This window comes from Mesorhizobium sp. M0816, assembly GCF_040320005.1.
In the GTDB taxonomy this organism is placed as follows: Bacteria; Pseudomonadota; Alphaproteobacteria; order Rhizobiales; family Rhizobiaceae; genus Mesorhizobium.
In genome coordinates, this window is record NZ_JAMYOT010000010.1 from 204,163 (window position 1) to 226,749 (window position 22,587).

A 22,587-nucleotide genomic window follows, 5' to 3' on the forward strand; every position below is an offset into this window, starting at 1 on the left:
TTTGACGATTGCCGGTCAGGGCCTCGCGAGCTAACAGATCGAACAGGGAAAAATCCCGGGAGCCGCCGCAGTGACTGCAAAATGGGATTTCTGGATCGACCGTGGCGGCACCTTCACCGATGTCATCGGCCGTGACCCGCAAGGCGGGCTGCATCCAAGGAAACTCCTTTCGGAAAATCCCGAAGCCTATGCCGACGCTGCCATCCAGGGCATTCGCGATTTGCTCGGCGTCCAACCCGGCGCTCCAATCCCCTCCGCTCTGATCGGCGATGTCAAGATGGGCACCACGGTTGCCACCAATGCCCTTCTCGAGCGCAAGGGCGACCGTGTGCTGCTGCTCATCACCAAAGGCTTCCGCGATGCGCTGAGGATTGCCTATCAGGCCAGGCCCGATATCTTTGCCAAGCAGATCATCCTTCCCGAACAGCTCTATGAGCGTGTCGTCGAGATCGACGAAAGGATTCGCGCCGACGGCAGTGTCGAGCGCCTGCTCGACATTGCTTCGGTACGCCCGGCTATTGAGCAAGCCAAGGCGGATGGCATCGATGCGGTCGCGATCGTCTTCATGCATGCCTGGAAACATCCCGATCACGAAAAGGCAGTTGCGAAGGTCTGCAGAAAACTCGGATTTTCGCAGGTCTCGGTCAGTCACGAGGTCTCGCCGCTGATCAAGCTGGTCGGCCGCGGCGACACCACCGTGGTCGACGCCTATCTGTCGCCGATCCTGGCAAGGTATGTGCAAAGGGTTGCCGGTGAGCTGGGCGTGGCTCCAATCTTCCCCCTCGTGGGGGAGATGTCGGCGAAGCCGACAGAGGGGGGCGCTGTCCCGCCAGCATCTCAGCATCTTAGTGACGCCAATCATGACACAAAGCACCCTACGGCGCCCCCCTCTGCCCTGCCGGGCATCTCCCCCACAAGGGGGGAGATCGGCCAATCTCCTCGCCTCATGTTCATGATGTCGTCGGGCGGCCTTACCGCCGCCGACATGTTCCAGGGCAAGGATGCGCTGTTGTCCGGCCCGGCCGGCGGTGTCGTCGGCATGGTCGAGACGGCAAAACTCGCCGGTTTCGGCAAAGTCATAGGCTTCGACATGGGCGGCACCTCCACCGATGTCGCCCATTACGATGGTGACTACGAGCGCGCCTTCGACACCGAGGTCGCCGGCGTGCGCATCCGCGCGCCGATGATGCGCATCCACACCGTTGCTGCAGGCGGCGGCTCGATCCTCCATTACGAGGCCGGCCGCTTTCGCGCCGGGCCGGATTCGGCCGGCGCCAATCCCGGCCCGGCCGCCTATAGGCGCGGCGGCCCGTTGGCCGTCACTGACGCCAATGTCATGCTGGGCAAGCTGCAGCCCGAGTTCTTCCCGGCTATTTTTGGACCGGGCCAGGACGAACCGCTCGACGTCCAGACGGTTCGCGAAAAATTCACCGCACTTGCCGCCGAGATCGGCGACGGCCGCTCGCCGGAAACCGTCGCCGAAGGGTTCATCACCATCGCCGTCGAAAACATGGCCAACGCCATCAAGAAGATTTCGGTGCAGCGCGGCTACGATGTCACCGAATACCTCCTGAACTGCTTCGGCGGCGCCGGCGGCCAGCACGCTTGCCTGGTCGCCGATGCGCTCGGCATGGAGGCGGTGCTGATCCATCCCTTCTCAGGCCTGCTCTCGGCATACGGCATCGGCCTATCCTCTGTATTTGCGTCACGCCAGCAGGCGCTGCTGAAGCCGCTGGCGGACAATTCCGGGCCAGCGATCGATGAACTCATCGCAACGCTGCGCAAAGCCGTCATCGACGAACTCGCCGCGCAAGGCATCAGCGAAGACGCGGTCGCCTCGAGACCGGTGCTGCAGATCCGCTACGACGGCACCGATACCGCGCTGCCTGTGAACTTCGGGCACGGCTCGATTGCGCAGGCCAAGGCGGACTTCGAACTGGCGCACAAGGCGCAGTTCGGTTTCGTCTACGACGACAAGCCGATGATCGTCGAATCGGTCGGCGTCGAGGGTACCGATACCGGCGGCACCGGCCGCGACGAAAGCGATTCAGTTGTTGAAGACATGGCCGCAAGTCCTTCCGGGAACCGGAAAATCTTTGTCGACGGCGTCTGGCGCGACGCCGGCATCTTCCCTCGCGAAACGCTGAAGCCTGGTAACAAGATCGCCGGCCCTGCTTTGATCATCGAGCCGAACCAGACCATTATCGTCGAGCCGGGCTGGCAGGCCGAGATCACCGCCAAGGACCACGTATTGATGCGGCGCGTCGAGAAGAAGCGCCGACAGGCCGCACTCGGCACCGAAGCCGATCCGGTGATGCTGGAGGTCTTCAACAACCTGTTCATGTCGATCGCCGAACAGATGGGCGTAACGCTGCAAAACACTGCCTATTCCGTCAACATCAAGGAGCGGCTCGATTTCTCCTGCGCCGTCTTCGACCGGAATGGCGCGCTGGTCGCCAACGCACCGCATATGCCGGTGCATCTCGGCTCGATGGACCGCTCGGTGGAGACCATCATCCGGCTCAATTCCGGCGACATTCACCCCGGCGACGTCTTTGCGCTGAACGCACCTTACAATGGCGGCACCCATCTGCCTGATATCACAGTGGTGACGCCGGTGTTTTCCCTCCCCCTTGAGGGGAGGGTGGCCGCGAAGCGGCCGGGTGGGGTCCTCGCAGAAGGCACCACAAATGCGTCGAGCACTGCCGCAACGACCCCCTCCGGCGGCTTCGCCGCCACCTCCCCCTCGAGGGGGGAGGAGATCCTCTTCTACGTCGCCTCGCGTGGCCATCATGCCGACATCGGCGGCACCGCGCCCGGCTCGATGACGCCGCTTGCCACAACCGTCGACGAGGAAGGCGTGCTGTTCGATAATTTCCGCATCGTCGATCGCGGCCGGTTCCGCGAGAAGGACCTGGAGACGCTACTCACCAACCACCCCTACCCGGCGCGCAATCCGCACCAGAACATCTCCGACCTCAAGGCGCAGATCGCCGCGAACGAAAAGGGCGTCGCCGAGCTGCGCAAGATGGTCGCGCATTTCGGCCTCGATGTCGTCGAAGCCTATATGGGCCATGTCCAGGACAATGCCGCCGAAAGCGTGCGCCGCGTTCTGGAGCGGCTGCCCGACAGTTCCGAATACGAATATCCGACCGACACCGGCCAAATGATCAAGGTGAAGATATCGGTCGACCGGCGGAAGCGCGAAGCGACCGTCGACTTCACCGGAACGTCGCCGGTGATGAAGAACAATTTCAATGCGCCAGAGCCAGTCGCCCGAGCCGCTGTGCTTTATGCCTTCCGCGTCATGGTCGAAGACAACATCCCGATGAATGCCGGATGTCTGCGGCCGATCAACATCGTCATTCCCGACGGCTCGATGCTGAAGCCCGCCTATCCCGCGGCAGTCGTCGCCGGTAACGTCGAGACCTCGCAGCACGTCACCAACGCGCTGTTCGGCGCCATGGGCGCGATGGCCAATGCGCAAGGCACGATGAACAATCTCACCTTCGGCAACAAGCAGTACCAGTATTACGAGACGATCTGCTCGGGCTCGCCGGCTGGCCGGATGAACGACGGCCGCGGTTTTGCCGGCACCTCCGGCGTCCACACCCATATGACCAATTCGCGCCTGACCGATCCGGAAGTGCTGGAACTGCGTTTCCCGGTATTGCTCGAGGATTTTCATATCCGCGAAGGCTCCGGCGGCGAAGGCAAATGGAATGCCGGCGACGGCACCGGGCGCACCATCCGCTTCCTCGAAAAAATGGAATGCGCGATCCTGTCCTCGCATCGCAACCGCCCGCCGCGGGGACTGGACGGAGGCGGCGATGGCGAGGCCGGTTCGACCAAGGTCCGCCGCAAGACCGGCGCGATCGAGACGCTGAAAGCCTGCGATCAGACCATCCTCGACGCTGGCGAGGCGGTCATCGTGACGACGCCGACCCCAGGTGGATTTGGCAAGGCCTGAACTCGCGTCAACAGGCTGTCACTGGCCTGTCATCACCCTGCGCTACCCGCTTGCGGCAAAGCAAACGGGGAATCGCCTTGCCATGACGGACATTTCTGGGGACCTGGTTTTTCGCCGCGGCAAGGAAGTCGGCAAGGCCGTCTACCAGAACCGCCCGCTGTCGAAAGCCGGCATCTCCGAGCGCCTGTTCGCCTTCCTGTTCTCCGGCCTCGTCTATCCGCAGATCTGGGAAGACCCCGAAATCGACATGGACGCGATGCAGCTCGGGACGGGCCACCGCATCGTCACCATTGCCTCCGGCGGCTGTAACATCCTTGCCTATCTCACCCGCTCGCCGGAAAGGATCGATGCCGTCGACCTCAACGCTGCCCATATCGCGCTGAACCGCATGAAGCTCGAAGCCGTCCGTCACCTGCCGTCGCAGGGCGACCTGTTCCGTTTCTTCGGCGCGGCTGAGACCGGGCACAATTCACAGGCCTACGATCGCTTCATCGCACCGCATCTCGACCCGGTCAGCCGCCATTATTGGGAGCGCCGCAACTGGCGCGGCCGTCGCCGCATCGCCGTCTTCGACCGCAATTTCTACCAGACCGGCCTGCTTGGCCTGTTCATTGCGATCGGCCATCGCACCGCAAAATTCTTCGGCGTCGACCCGGCCGGAATCATGGACGCCAAGACCATCGCCGATCAGCGCCGCTTCTTCGACGAAGAGCTGGCGCCGGTCTTCGAAAAACCGCTGCTGAAATGGGCGACCTCGCGAAAGGCTTCGCTGTTCGGCCTCGGCATTCCGCCGGCCCAGTACGATTCGCTGATCACCTCGGGTGACGGCACCATGGCCAGCGTGCTGAAGGCACGACTGGAAAAGCTCGCCTGCGATTTTCCGCTGAAGACCAATTATTTCGCCTGGCAGGCTTTCGCCCGCCGCTACCCTGATCCGGGCGAGGCCGCCCTGCCCGCCTATCTCGAAAAGCGCAACTACAAGACGATCCGCAACAATGTCGATCGCGTTGCCATCCACCACGCCAATCTGATCGAGTTCCTTGCCCGCAAGGATGCCGGCTCGGTGGATCGCTTCGTGCTGCTCGATGCACAGGACTGGATGACCGACGACCAGCTCAACGAGTTGTGGGCCGAGATCACCCGAACCGCCTCCACCGGCGCCCGCGTCATCTTCCGCACCGCAGCGGAACCCAGCCTGCTGCCCGGCCGCGTCTCGAATTCGCTGCTCGATCAGTGGCGCTACGAGAACGACGCCTCGCGCGAGTTTTCGGCGCGCGACCGCTCGGCCATCTATGGCGGCTTCCATCTCTATGTGAAGCGGTCCGCATGAGCACGACCGACTTGCCGGCCAGCCATGCCGAACTGATGGACGGCGTCTACCGCTGGCAGCGTCATATCTACGACCTGACCCGCAAATATTATTTGCTGGGCCGCGACCGGCTTATCGCCGGACTGGATGTGCCGGCCGGCGGCACCGTGCTCGAGCTCGGCTGCGGCACCGGCCGCAACATCATCCTCGCCGCCCGCCGCTATCCCGGCGCGCGCTTCTTCGGCCTCGATATTTCGGCCGAGATGCTGGAGACGGCCACTGCCGCCCTCGCGCGCGAAGGCCTCTCCGGCCGCGTCACGCTGGCGCGCGGCGACGCCACGGATTTCGACGCGAAAGCACTGTTCGGCGTCAAAAGTTTCGACCGCATTTTTGTCTCGTATTCGCTGTCGATGATTCCCGGCTGGGAGAAGACAGTGTTCGCGGCTCTTGCTGCCCTGTCACCGGGCGGCTCGCTGCACGTCGTCGATTTCGGCCAGCAGGAGGCCCTGCCCGGCTGGTTCCGCACGCTGCTGCGCGGCTGGTTGAGAAAATTCCATGTCCAGCCGCGTGAAGCCCTGCGCGACGTTCTGGAATCGGAATCTGCGAGAGTTGGTGCAAGCCTTCGATTCAGAACACTTTATCGCGGCTACAGCTGGCTCGCCGTGATCAAGATCGCCATCTAATATCAATTTTGGCGTGGAAGGTTTTGGGGCTCCAATCCTAAATGGGGGCCGTGGCTGAAATCAGTTAATTTGGCTAAATCACACATTGCCATGTGACCCAAGGAGTGGTACATTATCTCCTCGCCGGAAGCATGGGATGATCATCGGATTTAGAGATGGATGGCTGCGGGCTTTCTTCGTGGACGACACCCACTCCCGCAATATTCCGTCCGATCTCGAAAGCCGCTTGTTCCGCAAGCTCCAGATGATTGACGACGCGGCGATCGATCAGGATTTGCGTGTGCCGCCCAGCAACCATTTCGAGAAGTTGCGCGGCAATCTCGAAGGTTTCCATTCGATCCGTGTCAACAAACAATGGCGGCTGGTCTTCCGCTGGGACGGGGGCCGGGGCGAGGCGTCGGACATCTATCTCGACGACCACAGTTATATATAAGTGAGGTGAGACATGTTGATGACCGCACGCAAGCCGGCAACGGTTGGCGAAATTCTTACGGAAGAATTCATGCAACCACTCGGCCTGACACAGGCGGCTTTGGCCGAAGCTATGAGCGTCCAGCGCAAGCATGTGAACGAATTGTGCAACGGCCGCCGCAACGTGACGGCGGCTACCGCGCTCATTCTGGCGCGGGTGTTTGGCAACAGCCCGGATTTCTGGTTGAACGTCCAGCGCCGTAATGATCTTTGGACGGTTATGAACTCACCCGACGAGCGGGCGCGTGTTGATCGCGCCAAGCCTTTGGCGACAGCCGCATAGACAAGACTGCGACCGCCGCATTCCTCAGTGCAGCGCCTTGATCAGCGCCGCCACCATCGCCTGCGGCCGATAGCCGAGCCTGGCCGGCGTCAGCCCGAGCCGCACCACAACCAGCTGCTCCGAGGGGATGATGGCAACCGTTTGCCCATCATGCCCCTCCATCCAATAGGTGTCCTTGGGCAGGCCGGCGGCAGTGCCGGCGCCGGGGTTTTCTTCGTCGCCCGGTCCTTCTATCCATAATTGCCCCTTGCCGTAGACTTTCGAAGCAGTTGCCGGTTCCCGCATCCAGTCGACGAAGCCGGCGGGCAGGATCTCCTGGCCGTTCCAGACGCCGCCCTGCAGCAGGAACTGGCCGAAGCGCGCCCAGTCGCATGCCGTGGCATAGAGATAGGACGAGCCGACGAAGGTGCCGTGCTCGTCGGCCTCAAGCACAGCGCTCTGCATGCCGAGCGGATCGAACAGCGCGGTCCTCGGCCACGCCAGTGCCTTGTCCTTGTCGCCGATTGCGTCCTGCCACAGCCTGGACAGCATCACCGCCGTGCCGCTCGAATAGGAAAACACCTTGCCGATCTCGCCGGTCAGCGGCTTGGATCCGGCAAAGCCGGCCATGTCCGGTTCGAGGTAGAGCATGCGCGTCACATCGGCGACGTCGCCGTAATCCTCGTTGAATTCCAGCCCGCTCGACATCGCCATCATGTCGGCGAGGCTGATCACGGCACGGCCATCTGCTTGCCAGGGTCCGAACAGCCGCTGGTTGGTCATCGCCAGCTTGCCGTCCTTCACCAGCGTGCCGACGATCGCCGCATTTACGGTCTTGGTCATTGACCAGCCCAATAGCGGCGTCTTTTCGGAAAAGCCGTCGCCATAACGCTCAGCGACGATGCGGCCGTTCTTGACCACCACGACGGCCCGCATGCCGGCGCCGGTCATTGCTGGATCGTCGAGGACTTTCGCGACCTCGGGATCCTGCGAGGCATCGGCCTTGTCGCCCTCCGGCCAGATCAGATCGGGCAGCGGCGCCGGCGTCGGTGCAGCTCCGGCGACAGCCTTGGCGGCGGCAATATCGCCGTCGGGAACCGAGGCGCAGCCCAGCCCGTCGCGCGCAACCGCGACACTTTTGCCGAGCACACCGAACAGGCCGGCCGAAACCGTTCCCTTCTCCTTGTCGACCGACACTCTCATCAGCTTCAGCAGCGGGTGACCCGGCGCCTGCACATCGACGGCAAGCACATCGTCGGCGTCTCGCCCGGCGATGAAGACGTTCGAACAGACGATCTTAGCCGCATAGCCGGAACCGACGCGGATCAGTTCCGGCGGCGCAAAATACAGCCAGCCGGCGAGTACCGCGGCGGCCAGCACAGCCAAGCCGAGCAGCCATTTGACGAACTTCAAAAGGATCTGCATTTGAGTTCCCCCGGGCGCGCTCGATCTATGTCATCGATTTGCCGCCATTGTTTCGGCAAAATCGCGGCTCTTGTCGAGCGCCGTCAACCGAATATCAACCATGATCGGCGATCACAGGTGAATGTCGCCCAGAAGTGCGCAGCGGTTTTGGGACAACGACATGCATAGACAAAAGAGCTAAGCGCGTCGAAGCGACGCGCTTAGGACAGACCGGGCGATCCTGTGGGGTGACCGTCCGGCGGGGCTTGAATGCATGCGTCCCAAAACTGCATAACGGTTTGGGAATGCATGAAACGAAGATCCAGGCGCGTCGCGTAAGTCGGTTTCAGACACGCTGCGCCCGGTCGAGGGGGCACCCGCGGAAAGACCCATCAGCGGCCGGCTGAAACCGGCTCGGGAAGTAGCGATGCGCCGTTTCGCGGTCCTCATCACGCTGATGCTGCTTGGCGCCTGCTCGACGGTCGAGGATCTGACGCCATCGCTGTCGTCGTCCAGCGCCCCGACGGTTGCGGTACGCGCGCCGCGTTTTGCCGATTCCGACCCGCATGAATGGGATAGCGGCGCACCGTGGAGCTATGCCGTCCACGGTACCGACGTCTCCAAATACCAGACATCGATCAACTGGCCGGCGGCCAGGGCCAGCGGCATCTCCTTCGCCTTTATCAAGGCAACCGAAGGCGGAGACCGTTTCGATGAAGCTTTCAACGAGCATTGGAGCCGCACCAGGGCCTCGGGCATCCCCCGTGCCGCCTATCATTTTTTCTACTTTTGCACGCCGGCCGCTACCCAGGCGCGCTGGTTCATCCAGAACGTGCCCAAAGACGGTTCGGCGATGCCGCCGGTTCTCGACATGGAATGGAACCCGAAATCGCCGACCTGCAAGCTGCGGCCAGATGCCGCCACGGTACGCAGCGAGATGAGCACATTCCTCGAAATCGTCGAAAAACACTACGGCAAGAAGCCGATCATCTACACGTCGGTCGACTTCTTCGAAGATAATGGTTTATCGGGTTTCCGCGGCTACCCCTACTGGCTGCGCTCCGTCGCCGGGCACCCGCGCCAGAAATACGGCAGCCATCCCTTCACCTTCTGGCAGTATACCGGAACGGGCGTCGTGCCGGGCATGACCGGAAACGCCGACATCAGCGTCTTCAACGGCTCCGAAGCCGCGTGGAAGAAGTGGTTGCGGCAGAACACCCGTTGACACCAGGCCTGCCGCCTGCTTTTCGACACAGCCAATGACGGATGCCCGCAACCGCTGGTAATCTTCTCGGAAGGATGGCGATGCGATCGCGCTTTGGAATTCTCGCGGCGCTGCTCCTGAGCGCCGTGCCGGCCGCGGCACAGCAATGCGGCGGTGATTTCGAGGCATGGAAGCAGGGCGTGGCGGCGGAAGCTAGGGCGGCCGGCGTCGGCGCTGCCGGCCTTGATGCGCTGGAAAAAGCCACCCTCGATGAGAAGGCGCTGGCACGCGACCGCGCCCAGGGCGTCTTCACCCAGACCTTCATCGAATTCTCGAACCGCATGATCTCGTCGCATCGGCTGAAGCAAGGTGCGGCCAATCTGCAAAAATATGCCGAGGTCTTTGCCCGCGCGGATCGCGAATACGGCGTGCAGGCGCCGGTCATCGCCGCTTTCTGGGCCCTGGAAACCGATTTTGGCGCCGTGCAGGGCGATTTTCATACGCTGAACGCGCTGGTGAGCCTCTCGCATGACTGCCGCCGCCCGCAGCTGTTCCGGCCGCAGATCGTCCCGCTGCTGATGTTGATCGATCGCGGCGTGGTGCCGGCCGACGTCACCGGTGCCTGGGCCGGCGAGATCGGCCAGACGCAGATGTTGCCTTCCGACTATCTCGGCCACGGCGTCGACGGCGACGGCGATGGCTTGGTCGACCTGCGCGGCAGCGCGCCTGACGTGATCATGAGCACGGCCAGCAAGATCCAGTCGCGCGGCTGGAAGCGCGACCAGCCCTGGATCGAGGAAGTCCGTGTGGCCGACGATTTGCCGTGGGAGCAGACGGGACGCACCAACAAGCTGCCGTTGACGCAATGGAGCCAGTGGGGCGTTACCAGGCCCGACGGTACGCCGCTTCTCGACAACGGCCTGAAGGCCGGCCTGGCGCTGCCCATGGGTCGCAAGGGGCCAGCCTTCCTGACCTACGACAATTTCGACGTCTATCTCGAGTGGAACCAGTCCTTCACCTATGCCCTGACCGCGGCAAATCTTGCCGCCCGGCTGGGGGGCGCGCCGCGATTCGATCCGCGCAACCCCGAACCCGGCCTCAACGGCGACCAGATGAAGGCGCTGCAGACCAAGCTCGAGGCGAAAGGCTATGACGTCGGCACCGTCGACGGCATACTGGGCACCAACACCCGCGAAGCCATCCGCAAGGAGCAGAAGCGGCTGGGCCTGCCGGTCGACGGCTGGCCGACGCCGGAGCTGCTGGCCAGGCTGTGAATGGTGAATGGTGAATGGTGAAAAGAATGGCACCGGCGCCGCATTGAGCACCAGAGCTACCACTATTCACTATTCACTATTCACTATTCACATCACCGCCTGGCAAGCAGGAAATCGATGAACGCTCGCAACGGCGCCGGAACCTGGCGGGAACTCGCGTGATATAGATAAAAACCCGGAAATCTCGGCGACCAGGCGTCGAGAAAGCGGACGAGCTTTCCCGCTTCGATCCATGGCCGGACCTGATATTCCAGCATGTACGCCACGCCGACCCCATCCAGAACCGCCCCGATCATCAGTTCCGTATCGTTGACCGTCAGGCCGCCGCTGACGGCCACTTCCAAAGCACGTTGGCCTCGGGCGAACTCCCACCGGTAGATATTGCCGCCGCTCGGCCACTGGAAATTGATGCACTGGTGGTGATGAAGGTCCGCGGGGTGACGCGGTATCGGGTGATGCTCCAGATAGCTCGGCGCCGCCACTGCGGCCATCTCGAGTTCCTCGCTGAGTTTCACCGCCACCATGTCCTTGTGCAGCCGCTCACCCAATCTGATTCCGGCATCGAAGCGGCCCTCGACGATGTCGGTGAGCATGTCGTCGACAATGATTGTGAGGGCGATATCGGGATAGGCGCGGCGGAAATCGCCGAGGATCGGCGCGATGAAACGCGTGGCGGCAATGCGCGGAACATTGATGCGCAGCGAGCCTGCCGGCCGGCCGCGTGATGCATGCGCGTCGGCGACGGCCCCTTCCAGTTCGCTGAACGCCGGTGCGATGCGGGCAAACAGCTTCTCGCCCTCAGCCGTCGGCGACATGCTGCGCGTGGTGCGGTTGAGCAGGCGGACACCGAGACGCTCTTCCAGTCCGCGTATCGTCTGGCTGAGTGCTGGAGGCGAAATCCTGAGCTTGGCCGCGGCGCGGACGAAGCTGCCCTCTTCGATGATTGCTGCAAATGCCGTGAGTTCGGAAAACTCGGTTCCGCGCATTATGTACCCCAGGCTTAACAAGTCAGTAAGATAATAGGCTATTCTCTGAGCAATAGCATGCCCATAGGTTTCCCTGGAACGCCGCTCGATCGAGGCGGCCGTAATCAGACGGAAGGAACAGCCATGCATCGTCCACTCGAAGGCAAAACCGCACTTGTGACCGGCAGCTCGCGCGGCATCGGGCGCGCCATCGCCGAGGGGCTCGCGGCCAAGGGTGCTGCCGTGGTCGTCAACTATGTGGGCAACGAGAAAGCAGCCAGGGAAGTGGTTGCCGCCATTGAAGGGATTGGCGGAAAAGCCGTCGCCATCCAGGCGGACGTCTCCAGCATTCCCGACATTCGCAGGCTGTTCGACGAAACCGAAAGACAGATGGGGCCGATTGACACCGTCGTCGCCAATGTCGGCGTCGCTGTCATAAAGCCGCTCGTCGAGGCCACCGAAGCGGACTTCGATAATGTGTTCGGCGCCAATGCCAAGGGCACCTTCTTCACGCTTCAGGAAGCGGCGCGCCGCGTTCGCGACGGAGGCCGCATCATTGCCGTCTCCACCGGCGGAACCAGGATGTTCTTCACGCAGACGGCGCTCTATCTCGGCAGCAAGGGAGCCGTCGAGCAGTTCGTCCGCGTCCTCTCGCGCGAACTCGGCCCGCGCTCCGTTACCGTGAATGCGCTTTCACCAGGCTTCACCGACACCGACCTGCTTCCCGAACGGGACCGGGCCGTGGCCGCCGGCATGTCGCCCTTCGGCCGGATCGGAGCACCGCGCGACGTCGCCGATGTCGCGGTTTTCCTGGCCTCGGACGAGGCTCGCTGGCTTACCGGCGAGAATATCCAGGCCGGCGGCGGCGTGGCCTGACTGAATGGTGAATGGTGAATGGTGAATGGTGAATGGTGAATGGTGACGATTCACGGGAGCGGGACGGAACGCAAGAACTACTTCTATTCACTATTCACTATTCACTATTCACTATTCACTATTCCACCATTAACTAATCCGCCATCGTCTCCAGGCTGGCGAACCCCTGCGGCGCGTCGCCTTCGTCGAATGGCGTTACCACCTCGACGAAAGTGTCGGGATAGAAGCCGTTGAACCGTGTTCGGAGCGACAGCGAATAGGCGCCGATATGGCCGATCTCGATCCAATCGCCGGTATCGACGGTTTCGGGCAGCCAGAACGGCCGCGACAATATATCGACGGAATCGCAGGTCGCGCCGCAGACCTTGAACGGCACGATGGTCTTGTCCTCGCCATTGCGCGAGCGGATCGCCGGATCGGGGATGAAGCGCGCCGGCAGCGTGATCTTGCCGGTCCATGAATCCGACAGCGACGCCCAGATGCCGTCATTGATGTAGAGCCTTTTGCCCTTGCGCAGCAGCACGCGCACGATCAGCGACAGGCAGCGCGCCACGATCACCCGGCCCGGCTCGGCCACCAGCGGCATCTGGTCGAACTGGTACTCCTGGAGGTCGCCCGACAGCCGCGACATGATCTGGCCGAGCGACGGCATTTCCGGCTTGCGGCTGTTCGGATCATGACCGTATTCGGCCGGAAAGCCGCCGCCGACATCGAGCCCGGCAATGTCGAAACCGACGCGGTTGCGCACCCAGTCGGCGGAGGCCAGCGCCCGCTCATAGGTGTCGGGATCCTCTATCTGGCTGCCGACGTGAAAGCACAGCCCGACCTTGTAGCCCGTCCGGTTCAGCCGTTCGGCCAGTTCGACCGCATTGGCCGGTCCGGCGCCGAACTTCTTCGACAGTTCGTAGGCCGCCGAGCCTTTCGTCTGGATGCGCACGAACACGGTGATGGCGCCCGGATCGATGTCGAGAGCCCGCACCACCCTGGTCAGCTTGGTGATCTCGTCCTCATGGTCGAGCGAAATGACGCGAATGGCGTATTTCTCCAGCGCCAGCCTGATGTCCGACTGCGCCTTCACCGGGTGCATGTAGAGCATCTCGGCGCCCGGCGAGACGGCGCGCACGGCGGCGAATTCGCCGGGCGAGGCCACATCGAAGGCACTGACGCCGGCCTCGACCAGGGCGTTGAGCACGATCCGCTCGCCATTGGTCTTGACCGCATAGGCGGTCTTGCCGGGAAACATGCCCATGAACTGTTTGGCGTCCGCCTTCAGCACCTGCGGGCGGAAGCAATAGATCGGATCGTCCGGGCGAAGCGCCAGCGCTGCCTCGCGGGCATTTTCGAATCGCTGCATGGACGAATCCCTTGACTGAGGCTGCGCACAATTAATCCAAGCTAGCGGCTAATGAAAACAATTCTATGTCTCGCCGCCCTGGCTTCGCGGCGGTACGCCGGTGCTGCACGCCGGTTATGAGCGAGCTAGGCCATCGCTCAGGTTTCGGGTGGCCCTTGCGGCCGGATCGGGTATGGCGTGAACAGACGCCTGAAGAGCAAGGCATCTCGTCTGGGAGGACGACCAATGGCGATAGCTGCCACCACCACGATGCGCGGTCCGATGGTGCTCAAGGACTGGGCGCAGCTTCTGCTGCTCGGCGCCATCTGGGGCGGCTCGTTCTTCTTTGCCCGTATTGCGGTAGCGGAACTTCCGCCGCTGGTGCTGGTGCTGTTCCGCGTCACCATAGCTGCGATCGCGTTGCAGCTCTATCTTGCGGTCCGTGGCCCGTCGTTTCGCCTCGCCTTGCCGCATGCCGGCCTGTTCTTCCTGCTGGCGCTCGCCAACAATGTCATCCCTTTCTCGCTGATCTTTGCCGGCCAGACCGAGCTTGGCGCCGGTGTCGCCTCGGTGCTCAATTCGACGACGCCGTTCTGGACGCTGATCCTCGCCAACGCCCTGACCAGGGACGAAAAGCTGTCGTGGAACAAGCTTGCCGGCATCGCCCTCGGTATCGCGGGAACGGCGGTGATGATCGGCCCCGGCCTCGTCGCCGGGCTCGGCGGTCCGGTCTGGGCGAAATTCGCGCTCATCGGAGCATCGCTATCCTATGCGGTTGCGCTGATGATCGCCCGCCGCTTCAAGGGTGTGCCGTCACCGGTCATTGCCGCCGGACAATTGACCTGCTCGACCATCATCATGATCCCGGTCGTTCTGTTCACCTATGATGCCGCCAATCTGTTTTCGGCCTCGCCGCCGGTCTGGGCGGCGGTGCTGGCACTGGCGCTGCTGTCGACGGCCTTCGCCTACATCCTCTATTTCAATCTCGTCGCCTCGACCGGCGCCACCAACGCCTCGCTGGTCACGCTCATCGTGCCGGCCAGTGCCATTCTGCTCGGTTTCCTGTTCCTGGGCGAGCGGCTCGAACTGTTCGAATTGGGCGGCATGGCGCTGATCGCGCTCGGCCTCGTCACCATCGATGGTCGCCTGTTCGGGCGGCGCTAATGCATGTCGCGCAAAGGTGTGCAGCGGTTTTGCGATAACGACATGCATAGAACAAGAACCTAAAGCGCGTCGCACGAGGCCGGTCGAACGCGACGCGCTTTAGAGATGGCGCTATATGGGCGTGATCGCGGGAACAGATGAACCCTGCCATTCCAGACGCCAGATACCGCCTTGCCGGAGATTCTGAACGAGATCGGGAAGGAAGGCGGCAAGGCAGGTCCCGCCAACATGTCTCACGGAAGGATACACAAGACCGGTCGCGGCGTCTTGCTTGCGGAGTTGCTTCGCCAGCGCCTGACCGGCAGGATAGGCTAAGACAGTATCCGGATCGAGCACCGGGTCCTTGCTGAACTCAGCACCGCGCAGATCGTGAAACGAGCCTATGAAGTCGGCAACGAGCTCCGCGTAGTCGGTGACGTTTTCGAACCGTTCGATCGCGGCAAGCTCGCGCGTCAGATGAAAAGAGACCTCGCCGAGCGCGGTTTCTGCATCGAACCCACAGTACCAGACGCCCCTGGCATCATCGTTGAAACGATTGCCGCCCGGACGGGTGTAAGCGAACGCCGCATTGACGAAGGTGTAGCCCGGCCTCCCGAAAACCAGTTCGCGCGGATCGAGGTCGGGCAATCCCCCTTGCTGCGCCTGAAGACGGCCGCTGGTGGCTCCTTCGAGTTCCGCAAGGTCCTCCAAATCTCCATGATTCCTGGCCAACGGCATCAGGACCGGTTCCTTGAGCCTGCCTGTTGAAATGAGCCGGATCGTATCGCGCTGGGAAATGTCAGCGCGCGGCGGGATCTGCATTCAAAGTCCACCGCGCAAAGCGTCGATATGTTGGCGAACCTGCAGCAGCTTCGGAATGCCGCCCTCGATCATTACGTCCAGGGGGCGCCGGCCACCATAGAGAGGCCCTTTGTTCGGCAACCGCACCCATTCATCGGCAAGCGCTTCGGAGAACAGAAGCCGCAGTCCCTTGAAGATGCCGATCAGGGCGCTGATGCGTGTCAGCGAATCCTGGGAGAGAACGCCCTCCCACTCGCCTTTCTTCATGCGGAACCAGGTTCTCTCCGACACGTCGCCGATCAAGGTACAGATCTCGGTGCTGGTCAGATGCCAGATGTCTGCGAGCCTGACGATGCCGGCAACAGCAGCTGGCGTGATCCGCGCCCGTGCCGAGGCATCCGCCAGATTTGCCGGCAAAGCCTGATTTGCAGGATCGCGAACCGCATAAGCGACACTCATTCCGACCTCCATCACTTGGCAGGCAATATACTGCCAATTGGCAGAAATTCAAGTCCGGCTATTGCCCACCGCATTCGTATAGCGTGCAGCATCCGGTTGGATGCGCAAAGGATGCTTCGACGCGTCGAACCTTCAGTCGTTTCGAAAATCGATTCCGATTTCTGCCGCGGTAGCGCTGCCATTCGCGCTACTGCCACGGCTTTGCCACAAATTATTCACAGGTCCCGGGCCGGCTTTTGACAAAGAGTTTCAATGCCTAACGGCAAACGGCAGGTCGCAAATTCCACAATCTCGTCGCATTGCAGCAAAGTTTCTGCTTGCCTGTGGCACAAATGACCCTAGACTCTCGCCATAGCTCTTTAAGAGGAGGCTATGACATGGGACTGACGAGGCCGATCAACGCATTGATGATTTGTGCTGCGTTTGCATTCATCGGCGCCCTCATTATGGGCGTCCTTCCATAAGGCCGCTGAGCGGGGGAAGACCAGCACCGAATATTCCAAACCATTGAAAAGGCCGGGCATTTTGCCCGGCCTTTTGCATTTCCCCGATCTTTGACATTTCAAAAAGGAGCTTGCCGCCTTACGCCGCGGCGGATCCCGCCGCCTCGACTTCGTGCGACCTGATGCCGATCATGTGGCAGATGGCGAAGACCAGATCGGCCCGGTTCATCGTGTAGAAGTGGAAATCGCCGACGCCGCGCTCGACAAGGTCCAGCACCTGCTCGGCGGCCACGGCAGATGCCACCAGCGCATGCGTTTGCGGATCGTTGTGCAGCCCATCGAAACGCTCGGCCAGCCATGCCGGCACCAAGGCGCCGCACCGCGCCGAGAAGTTGGCGACCTGGGTGAAATTGTGCACCGGCAATATACCCGGCACGATCGGTATGTAGATGCCGGCCCGCCGTGCCCGCTCGACATAGCGCTCATAGAGATCGTTGTCGAAGAAGAACTGGGTGATCGCCCGCGTCGCGCCATTGTCGGCCTTGCGCTTCAGCATGTCGAAGTCGGTGGCGAAATCCGGACTTTCCGGATGTTTTTCCGGATAGGCCGAGACCGATATGTCGAAATCGCCGGCGCCCTTCAGCGCATCAACCAGTTCGGCGCCATTGGCATAGCCTTCCGGATGCGGCCGGTAAGCCGCGCCGACGCCCTCGGCCGGATCGCCGCGCAGAGCGACGAAACGCTTGACGCCCATATCGGCGAACTCCCGGATCACCGCATCGACCTCGTGACGCGCCGCATCGACACAGGTCATGTGCGCCGCCGGCGTCAACGTCGTTTCATTGAGGATGCGCTTGACGGTGCGGGCCGTCCGCTCGCGGGTCGAACCACCGGCGCCATAGGTGACCGAGACGAATTTCGGCTTGAGCGGCTCAAGCCGGGTGACCGTGTCCCACAGCCTTGCTTCCATCTCATCGTTTTTCGGCGGAAAGAACTCGAACGAAACCCTGACCTTGTCGCCGATGTCGGGGCGGCGGGAGAAGCGGAACTGGTTCATCAGGCGGTTTCCCCTATCGGATACGCATTGGCCGGTTGTCTGTCGTTGGAAGGCTCGGCAATCAGCATGCGCCGATCGCGGCCGAGCCAGAGTTTGACGGTGAGCTTGGCCTCGTTGCCGCCGCGCGGCTCGAATTCCTGGCTGTCCTCAAGGTCGAGGCCGGCCTCGGAAAACCAGTCGCCAATTTGCCGGTCGGAAAAGCCGAGACGCATATGCGCGTGCTCCTCGCGCAAGAACTCCAGCGCGTGCGGCGCGAAATCGACGATCACCAGCCGGCCGGCCGGGCGCAACAGACGCGCCGCCTCGCGGATGGCGCGGGCGGGATCGTCGAGATAATGCAGCACCTGATGGATGGTAACGAGATCAAAGGCGTCGCGTTCGACCGGTGGCGCAAAAATGTCGCCCTGGCGCACTTGCGCATTCGAAACGCCGGCCTTGTCGAGATTGGCGCGCGCCACCGTCAGCATCTCGCGCGACATGTCGATGCCGACACCGCGCCGATAGAGCGGCGAAAAGATCTCGAGCAGCCGTCCGGTGCCGGTGCCGAGATCGAGCATCGACTGGAACGGCCGCTTGCCGACGAGCTTGATGAGAGCTGCTTCGACGGCGCGATCCGGCACATGCAGCGAGCGGATATGGTCCCAGCTTGCGGCGTTTACCGAGAAATATTCGGCAGCCCGGTCCTGCCGCTTGCGCTTGACTGCGGCCAGCCGTTCGAGATCACGCTCGACCTGCGGATCGGCGCCGCGGATGCCGGAGACCAGCCTGAGCACGAAATCGCGCGACGCGTCGGAATCCGATAACCGGAAGAACGCCCACGAGCCCTCCTGGTAGCGGCCGATCAGCCCTGCCTCCAGCAGCAATTTCAAATGGCGCGAGACGCGCGGCTGCGACTGGCCGAGGATTTCGGTGAGATCTGAAACGGTCAGATCGCCGCGCGACAGCAGCGCCAATATGCGCAGCCGGCTGGATTCCGCCGCCGCCTTCAATGTATCTACCATCGTGTCGAGAGCGACATGCATGCGAGCATTCTCTTTGAAAAGATATAAACATATGTTTATGTCGGTTTGGATAGGCTTGCAAGCGCTATGTCGCTTCCGGACAAGAAAATGACGCATGCGTGGCGGATCGCGCAAAAACGGACGCATGATCGGGGCGAGAACCATGTTCGAAACGCGCAGCGGCGAAAAGCTCCTGGAAACCGACCCGGCAACGATGCCGCCGGATGGCCATGTCGTCTTCATCGGCCGCATCGCTTCGCCTTGGATCACGCGGGAGACCTGCCCCAAGAACATGAAGGCAGCGCGGGAGATGGGACAGCCGGCGGTTCTCACGATCGATCCGCTCTATCGGGACGGCCTGCTTGGGCTGGAACGCGCTAGCCACGTCATCATCCTGTCCTGGCTGCACCATGCGCCGCGGCAACTGATTGTCCAGAAACCCCGCCATGCCACGGAGCCAAAAGGCGTCTTTTCGCTGCGCTCCCCTGCCCGGCCGAACCCAATTGGGCTGCATGTCGCCGGGCTGGTTGCCGTCGACATCGACACCGGCCGCCTCGATCTCGATGCCATCGACGTGCTCGACGGCACGCCGGTCATCGACATCAAGCCTTATTTCGCCTCGACCGATGCCTTTGCCGATGCGACCATCGCCGGGCGGGACGAGCCAGGGCCGGTAGAGTGATGAGCGCGCCGACCGGCCGCCGCCGCGCCATCGCCAAGGCGCTGACAGCGCTGCTGCCGCTGGCGCCTTATGCCGACATGGAAAATATCCGTGCCGATGCCGGCGCCGTGCACATGAAGAGCTTGCCGCCGAGCATTGCCGTATGGCTGGCGACGATTGCGCATATTCGCCACGCCCACACCGACTACGAAAAGCTGCTGGCCGAAGGCTATGACCGCGATTCCGCGCGCTTCTTCGTCATCGAACAGACCAACATCGTGCTCACCCGCTGGCGCGCCACCCGGCTGCTCGACGATGAGGATGAGGCGTAGAGAATGGCAGGCACACGCGTCGAGTTCTGCGGCGCTTCACCGTTGTGATTGGCGAAATCGAGAGGTGACGGCCAATCTCCCCCCAAGTGGGGGAGATGTCCGGCAGGACAGAGAGGGGCGCTGTCCCGCCGACCTCAGGTCGGCAACATCGGAACTTTCAAAGCCTGAAATAAAAAACCCGCCTCGGTGGGCGGGTCGTCGGTGCGAATCAGCACCATATCCAAATTAGTAGCATAGCTGCCGGCACAAAGCAAGAACAAAATCCGCCGTGACTAGAGGTCGCGTTCCTTCGCGCCCCCCTCTGTCCTGCCGGACACATCTCCCCCCACGAGGGGGAGATTGGCAGCTTCGGCGCCTCGCTCGGTCAGCAACGTTGGAGATTGGCGAAAGCCGAGATGACGGCCAATCTCCCCCCTCGTGGGGGAGATGTCCGGCAGGACAGAGGGGGGCACGAAGGAACGCGGCTTTGACTGGCAATGCCGCCTTGCCTGGAAAACAACTAGGCCCGGTAAATCCACTGCTCCGGCACGCGTACCGAAATCTCCTCGCCGGCCGCGATCGTGCCGGGCTTCTCGACCCAGGCGACGAGCCCACGCAAGCGCTTCGCCGCCTTCGGGAACAGCAGCGCTCCGGCCTCATGGTCGGGCATCCCGGCATTTTCGGCGACCGACCGGCCGGCGATCCGGCAAGGCCCGTTCTGCGCGTCGATCTTGACGGTCGCGCCGCCTTTGAAGAACAGCTGCGTGCCGGTCGGCAGCATCGAGAGGTGCGGCAGGCCTTCGATCAGGAGATTGGCGCCGATCCATTCCGGCTTGATCTCGGCGATGCCCATCCGTTCGGCGACGATTGCCAGTTCGTCCGCTGCCACGATCGACAATTGCCGCTCGTTGCGCATCTCGGTGCCGCGCGGATACCAGGGTTCCCGCCCGCCGGAGCGCCGCGTCGTGCCGGCATGGAAATCGCCTTCAATGCCGTCGAAACCGAGTTGCAGCGTATCCACCGCTCGTGTCTCAAAACGATCGAATGGTGCGAGGTAAAGCGCTGCCACCCTGGCGGCGAGTTTTCGCGACGGGACGATCTCGACCGGAGTTTCGGCTTCGGGAAAAAGATCCAGCATGGGTTCGTGCCTCGCGTGATACGCGCAATTAGCCGCGGTCAGCTCATCAGGTCCAGTCGAAAGCGCTGATGCTCCGATCAAGACGGCTGATGCGACTATGCCAGGCGCGTTCCGATGCTGGTGCCGTTCGCGCCGAGCTAATGCATGTCGCCCAAAAGCATGCCCTCGGGCTTGAACCGAGGGTGTGCAGCGGTTTTGGGACAACGACATGCGTAAAACAAAATCTAAAGCATGCGCAATAGCGCGCCGCCGATCGAGTAGCCGGCGCCGAAGGCGCAGAGCAGGCCGTAGTCGCCGGCCTTCATGTCGGCATGGTTCTCCGACAGGGCGATGATGGCACCGGCGGCGGCGGTGTTGCCGAGGCGCTCCAGCACCATCGGCGCGCGGTCGTGGTCGACGTCATGGCCGAACGACAGTTTCAGGATCATGGCGTTCATCCGCGCATTGGCCTGATGCAGCCAGAAGCGCCGGATCGCTTGCGGCGTCAGCCCGTGCTCGGCCAGGAATTCGACGATGAATTTGTGGCCGGCAACGGTGACTTCCTTGAACACCTTGTTGCCGATCTGCTTGATCAGATTGCCTTCCAGATCGATCATATACGGATCGTCCTGGGTGGCGCGGGTATAGTAACCGAGATTGGTGCGGATGCTGTTCGACATCTGCGTCCAGGCGCGCGTGTCGAGCACCTCGAAGCGCCCCGGCCGCTTCTCGCCCTGGGCAAGCCCTTCGACGATCATCGACACGGAAGCGTCGCCGAAGATGAAATGCGTCTGCCGGTCGCGAAAATTAAGATGCCCGGTGATGATCTCCGGCGTCGTCACCAGCACGCGCTTGTGCGCCCCTGCCCGCACCAGATTGACGGCGATGTGCAACGCCGCCGCTGCCGAAGAGCAGCCAAGCCCCATATCGAAGCCGGCGCCTTTCGTCCCCAGCGCCTGCTGCATTTCGATGGCGATCGCCGGATAGGGCCGCTGATGGTGCGAGGCCGAGCAGATCACCAGGTCGATATCCCCCGGCTTCAGCCCGGCATGATCGAGCGCCTTGCCGGCCGAAGCGATGCCGAACTCGGCCTCCAGCGACAGCGCATCGTCGGGCCGCGCCGGGAAGCGCGGCGCCATGCGGGTCGGGTCGAGGATGCCTTCCCGTTCGATGACATGGCGGGTCTGGACGCCCGAGGCATGGACGATGAAGGCACTGTCCGATTTCTGTACCAGCGGCTCGCCCGACACCTCGCGCCGGATGTTCTCCATGTCCACCCAGCTGTTGAAGCTGGCGACGAGTTCCTCATTGGTGATCGAAGCTTCGGGGATTTCAACGCCGATGCCGCTGATGATGACGCGATGCATTTCCAGTTCGTCCCGTGCGCAGGCGTTGCGGCTTCATGTCGACGCCGCAAAAAGCTCGGCGCAACCTCTTTTGCACCTAGCCAGTTTATGCCGGCTTAAATCAAGTCCCTGGGACGGGTCTTTACCAGGCGCAGAGCTTGGTATTGGTCTGCGGGTTGTTCCAGCAGGCACCGTCATCGCGGCTGCGCACGAATTGCCCGGGCAGCGGCACGTTGCGGCGGCCGAGATTGACATAGCCATAGGCAAAACCCGGTCCGTCGATTTCCAGGACGTAGGTCGGATAACCCGGCGCCGAGATGCGAAAGCTGCCGGCATCGTCCAGCGCCCGATAGCTGCACGAGAAATAGCCGTCGTCGCTGGTGAAGCAGCGCGCTCGCTTGGCCTCCGCCGATATAGACAAGGCAAGCACAGCGGCCGCACAAACGCTGCCGCCGAAACCCATCTTTTTCAGTGTCATCATCCATCCCCATGGCCCA

The 22,587-nt window shown here is 62.4% G+C and carries 21 protein-coding genes; 11 read left to right on the top strand and 10 right to left on the bottom strand.

Features of this window, described 5'->3' with window-relative positions; translation table 11 throughout:
• The first annotated feature begins 70 nt into the window (after positions 1-70).
• The 5 genes from NKI17_RS18185 (at position 71) to NKI17_RS18205 (ending at position 6,716) form a co-directional block, all read left to right on the top strand.
• A complete protein-coding gene (locus NKI17_RS18185; protein ID WP_352647385.1) occupies positions 71-3,970 on the top strand; it encodes a hydantoinase B/oxoprolinase family protein in 3,900 nt (1,299 codons plus the stop codon).
• 82 nt (positions 3,971-4,052) lie between these two features.
• Positions 4,053-5,300 carry a BtaA family protein gene (locus NKI17_RS18190; RefSeq protein ID WP_023676782.1) on the top strand — a complete coding sequence of 416 codons (1,248 nt, stop codon included), beginning with the start codon at positions 4,053-4,055 and terminating at the stop codon, positions 5,298-5,300.
• Positions 5,297-5,962 (top strand): class I SAM-dependent methyltransferase, encoded by a 666-nt coding sequence (locus NKI17_RS18195; protein ID WP_352638507.1) that lies wholly within the window; start codon positions 5,297-5,299, stop codon positions 5,960-5,962. The genes NKI17_RS18190 and NKI17_RS18195 overlap by 4 nt, the downstream gene beginning before the upstream one ends.
• 136 nt (positions 5,963-6,098) lie before the next feature.
• The gene (locus NKI17_RS18200; RefSeq protein WP_352456184.1) at positions 6,099-6,395 is read left to right on the top strand and encodes a type II toxin-antitoxin system RelE/ParE family toxin; all 297 of its coding nucleotides are present in this window, start codon (positions 6,099-6,101) and stop codon (positions 6,393-6,395) included.
• Between the two features lie 12 nt (positions 6,396-6,407).
• Positions 6,408-6,716, top strand: coding sequence for a HigA family addiction module antitoxin (locus NKI17_RS18205; RefSeq protein WP_352453138.1), 309 nt, complete (start codon positions 6,408-6,410; stop codon positions 6,714-6,716).
• Between the two features lie 24 nt (positions 6,717-6,740).
• Here NKI17_RS18205 and NKI17_RS18210 read toward each other — a convergent pair whose 3' ends face one another.
• Complete coding sequence (locus NKI17_RS18210) at positions 6,741-8,120, bottom strand: serine hydrolase domain-containing protein (protein WP_352906474.1); 1,380 nt, start codon at positions 8,118-8,120, stop codon at positions 6,741-6,743.
• Between the two features lie 406 nt (positions 8,121-8,526).
• On the opposite strand from NKI17_RS18210, the gene NKI17_RS18215 reads away from it, so the two are divergent.
• A complete protein-coding gene (locus NKI17_RS18215) occupies positions 8,527-9,324 on the top strand; it encodes a glycoside hydrolase family 25 protein (protein WP_352906476.1) in 798 nt (265 codons plus the stop codon).
• An 80-nt stretch (positions 9,325-9,404) separates the two neighbouring features.
• A complete protein-coding gene (locus tag NKI17_RS18220) occupies positions 9,405-10,577 on the top strand; it encodes a lytic murein transglycosylase (RefSeq protein WP_352906477.1) in 1,173 nt (390 codons plus the stop codon).
• Between the two features lie 92 nt (positions 10,578-10,669).
• Here the strand turns inward: NKI17_RS18220 and NKI17_RS18225 are convergent, their stop codons facing one another.
• Positions 10,670-11,563 carry a LysR family transcriptional regulator gene (locus tag NKI17_RS18225; RefSeq protein ID WP_352692058.1) on the bottom strand — a complete coding sequence of 298 codons (894 nt, stop codon included), beginning with the start codon at positions 11,561-11,563 and terminating at the stop codon, positions 10,670-10,672.
• A 123-nt stretch (positions 11,564-11,686) separates the two neighbouring features.
• Between NKI17_RS18225 and NKI17_RS18230 the strand changes: the two genes are divergently transcribed.
• On the top strand, positions 11,687-12,418 hold the full coding sequence (locus NKI17_RS18230; RefSeq protein ID WP_023676790.1) for an SDR family oxidoreductase: 732 nt from the start codon (positions 11,687-11,689) through the stop codon (positions 12,416-12,418).
• A gap of 133 nt (positions 12,419-12,551) precedes the next feature.
• Here NKI17_RS18230 and NKI17_RS18235 read toward each other — a convergent pair whose 3' ends face one another.
• Complete coding sequence (locus NKI17_RS18235) at positions 12,552-13,772, bottom strand: alanine racemase (RefSeq protein ID WP_352906479.1); 1,221 nt, start codon at positions 13,770-13,772, stop codon at positions 12,552-12,554.
• A 225-nt stretch (positions 13,773-13,997) separates the two neighbouring features.
• Between NKI17_RS18235 and NKI17_RS18240 the strand changes: the two genes are divergently transcribed.
• Complete coding sequence (locus tag NKI17_RS18240) at positions 13,998-14,915, top strand: DMT family transporter (protein ID WP_023676792.1); 918 nt, start codon at positions 13,998-14,000, stop codon at positions 14,913-14,915.
• A 111-nt stretch (positions 14,916-15,026) separates the two neighbouring features.
• On the opposite strand, the gene NKI17_RS18245 is transcribed toward NKI17_RS18240, so the two are convergent.
• The 4 genes from NKI17_RS18245 to NKI17_RS18260 all read right to left on the bottom strand — a co-directional run bounded on the left by NKI17_RS18245 (position 15,027) and on the right by NKI17_RS18260 (position 18,676).
• Entirely contained in the window at positions 15,027-15,716 is a 690-nt protein-coding gene (locus NKI17_RS18245) for an RES family NAD+ phosphorylase (protein ID WP_352906481.1), read from the bottom strand.
• Positions 15,717-16,154, bottom strand: coding sequence for an antitoxin Xre/MbcA/ParS toxin-binding domain-containing protein (locus NKI17_RS18250; RefSeq protein ID WP_352749581.1), 438 nt, complete (start codon positions 16,152-16,154; stop codon positions 15,717-15,719). It abuts the gene before it with no gap.
• A gap of 582 nt (positions 16,155-16,736) precedes the next feature.
• Entirely contained in the window at positions 16,737-17,654 is a 918-nt protein-coding gene (metF, locus tag NKI17_RS18255; protein WP_352465184.1) for a methylenetetrahydrofolate reductase [NAD(P)H], read from the bottom strand.
• Positions 17,654-18,676, bottom strand: a complete 1,023-nt coding sequence (locus NKI17_RS18260; protein ID WP_023676796.1) for an ArsR/SmtB family transcription factor — start codon at positions 18,674-18,676, stop codon at positions 17,654-17,656. The genes metF and NKI17_RS18260 overlap by 1 nt, the downstream gene beginning before the upstream one ends.
• A 142-nt stretch (positions 18,677-18,818) precedes the next feature.
• Here NKI17_RS18260 and tsaA point away from each other — a divergent pair, with 142 nt between their 5' ends.
• Together tsaA and NKI17_RS18270 are read left to right on the top strand one after the other, a co-directional pair.
• A complete protein-coding gene (gene tsaA / locus NKI17_RS18265; protein ID WP_352647374.1) occupies positions 18,819-19,337 on the top strand; it encodes a tRNA (N6-threonylcarbamoyladenosine(37)-N6)-methyltransferase TrmO in 519 nt (172 codons plus the stop codon).
• A complete protein-coding gene (locus tag NKI17_RS18270; protein WP_023676798.1) occupies positions 19,337-19,648 on the top strand; it encodes a DUF2293 domain-containing protein in 312 nt (103 codons plus the stop codon). Before tsaA ends, NKI17_RS18270 begins: the two co-directional genes overlap by 1 nt.
• 499 nt (positions 19,649-20,147) lie before the next feature.
• Here the strand turns inward: NKI17_RS18270 and NKI17_RS18275 are convergent, their stop codons facing one another.
• From NKI17_RS18275 to NKI17_RS18285, 3 genes are all read right to left on the bottom strand, one after another.
• A complete protein-coding gene (locus NKI17_RS18275; protein WP_352465185.1) occupies positions 20,148-20,765 on the bottom strand; it encodes an MOSC domain-containing protein in 618 nt (205 codons plus the stop codon).
• Between the two features lie 224 nt (positions 20,766-20,989).
• Positions 20,990-22,111 carry a beta-ketoacyl-ACP synthase III gene (locus NKI17_RS18280; RefSeq protein WP_352827797.1) on the bottom strand — a complete coding sequence of 374 codons (1,122 nt, stop codon included), beginning with the start codon at positions 22,109-22,111 and terminating at the stop codon, positions 20,990-20,992.
• A 121-nt stretch (positions 22,112-22,232) separates the two neighbouring features.
• Complete coding sequence (locus NKI17_RS18285) at positions 22,233-22,568, bottom strand: hypothetical protein (protein ID WP_023675887.1); 336 nt, start codon at positions 22,566-22,568, stop codon at positions 22,233-22,235.
• Positions 22,569-22,587: the final 19 nt, after the last annotated feature.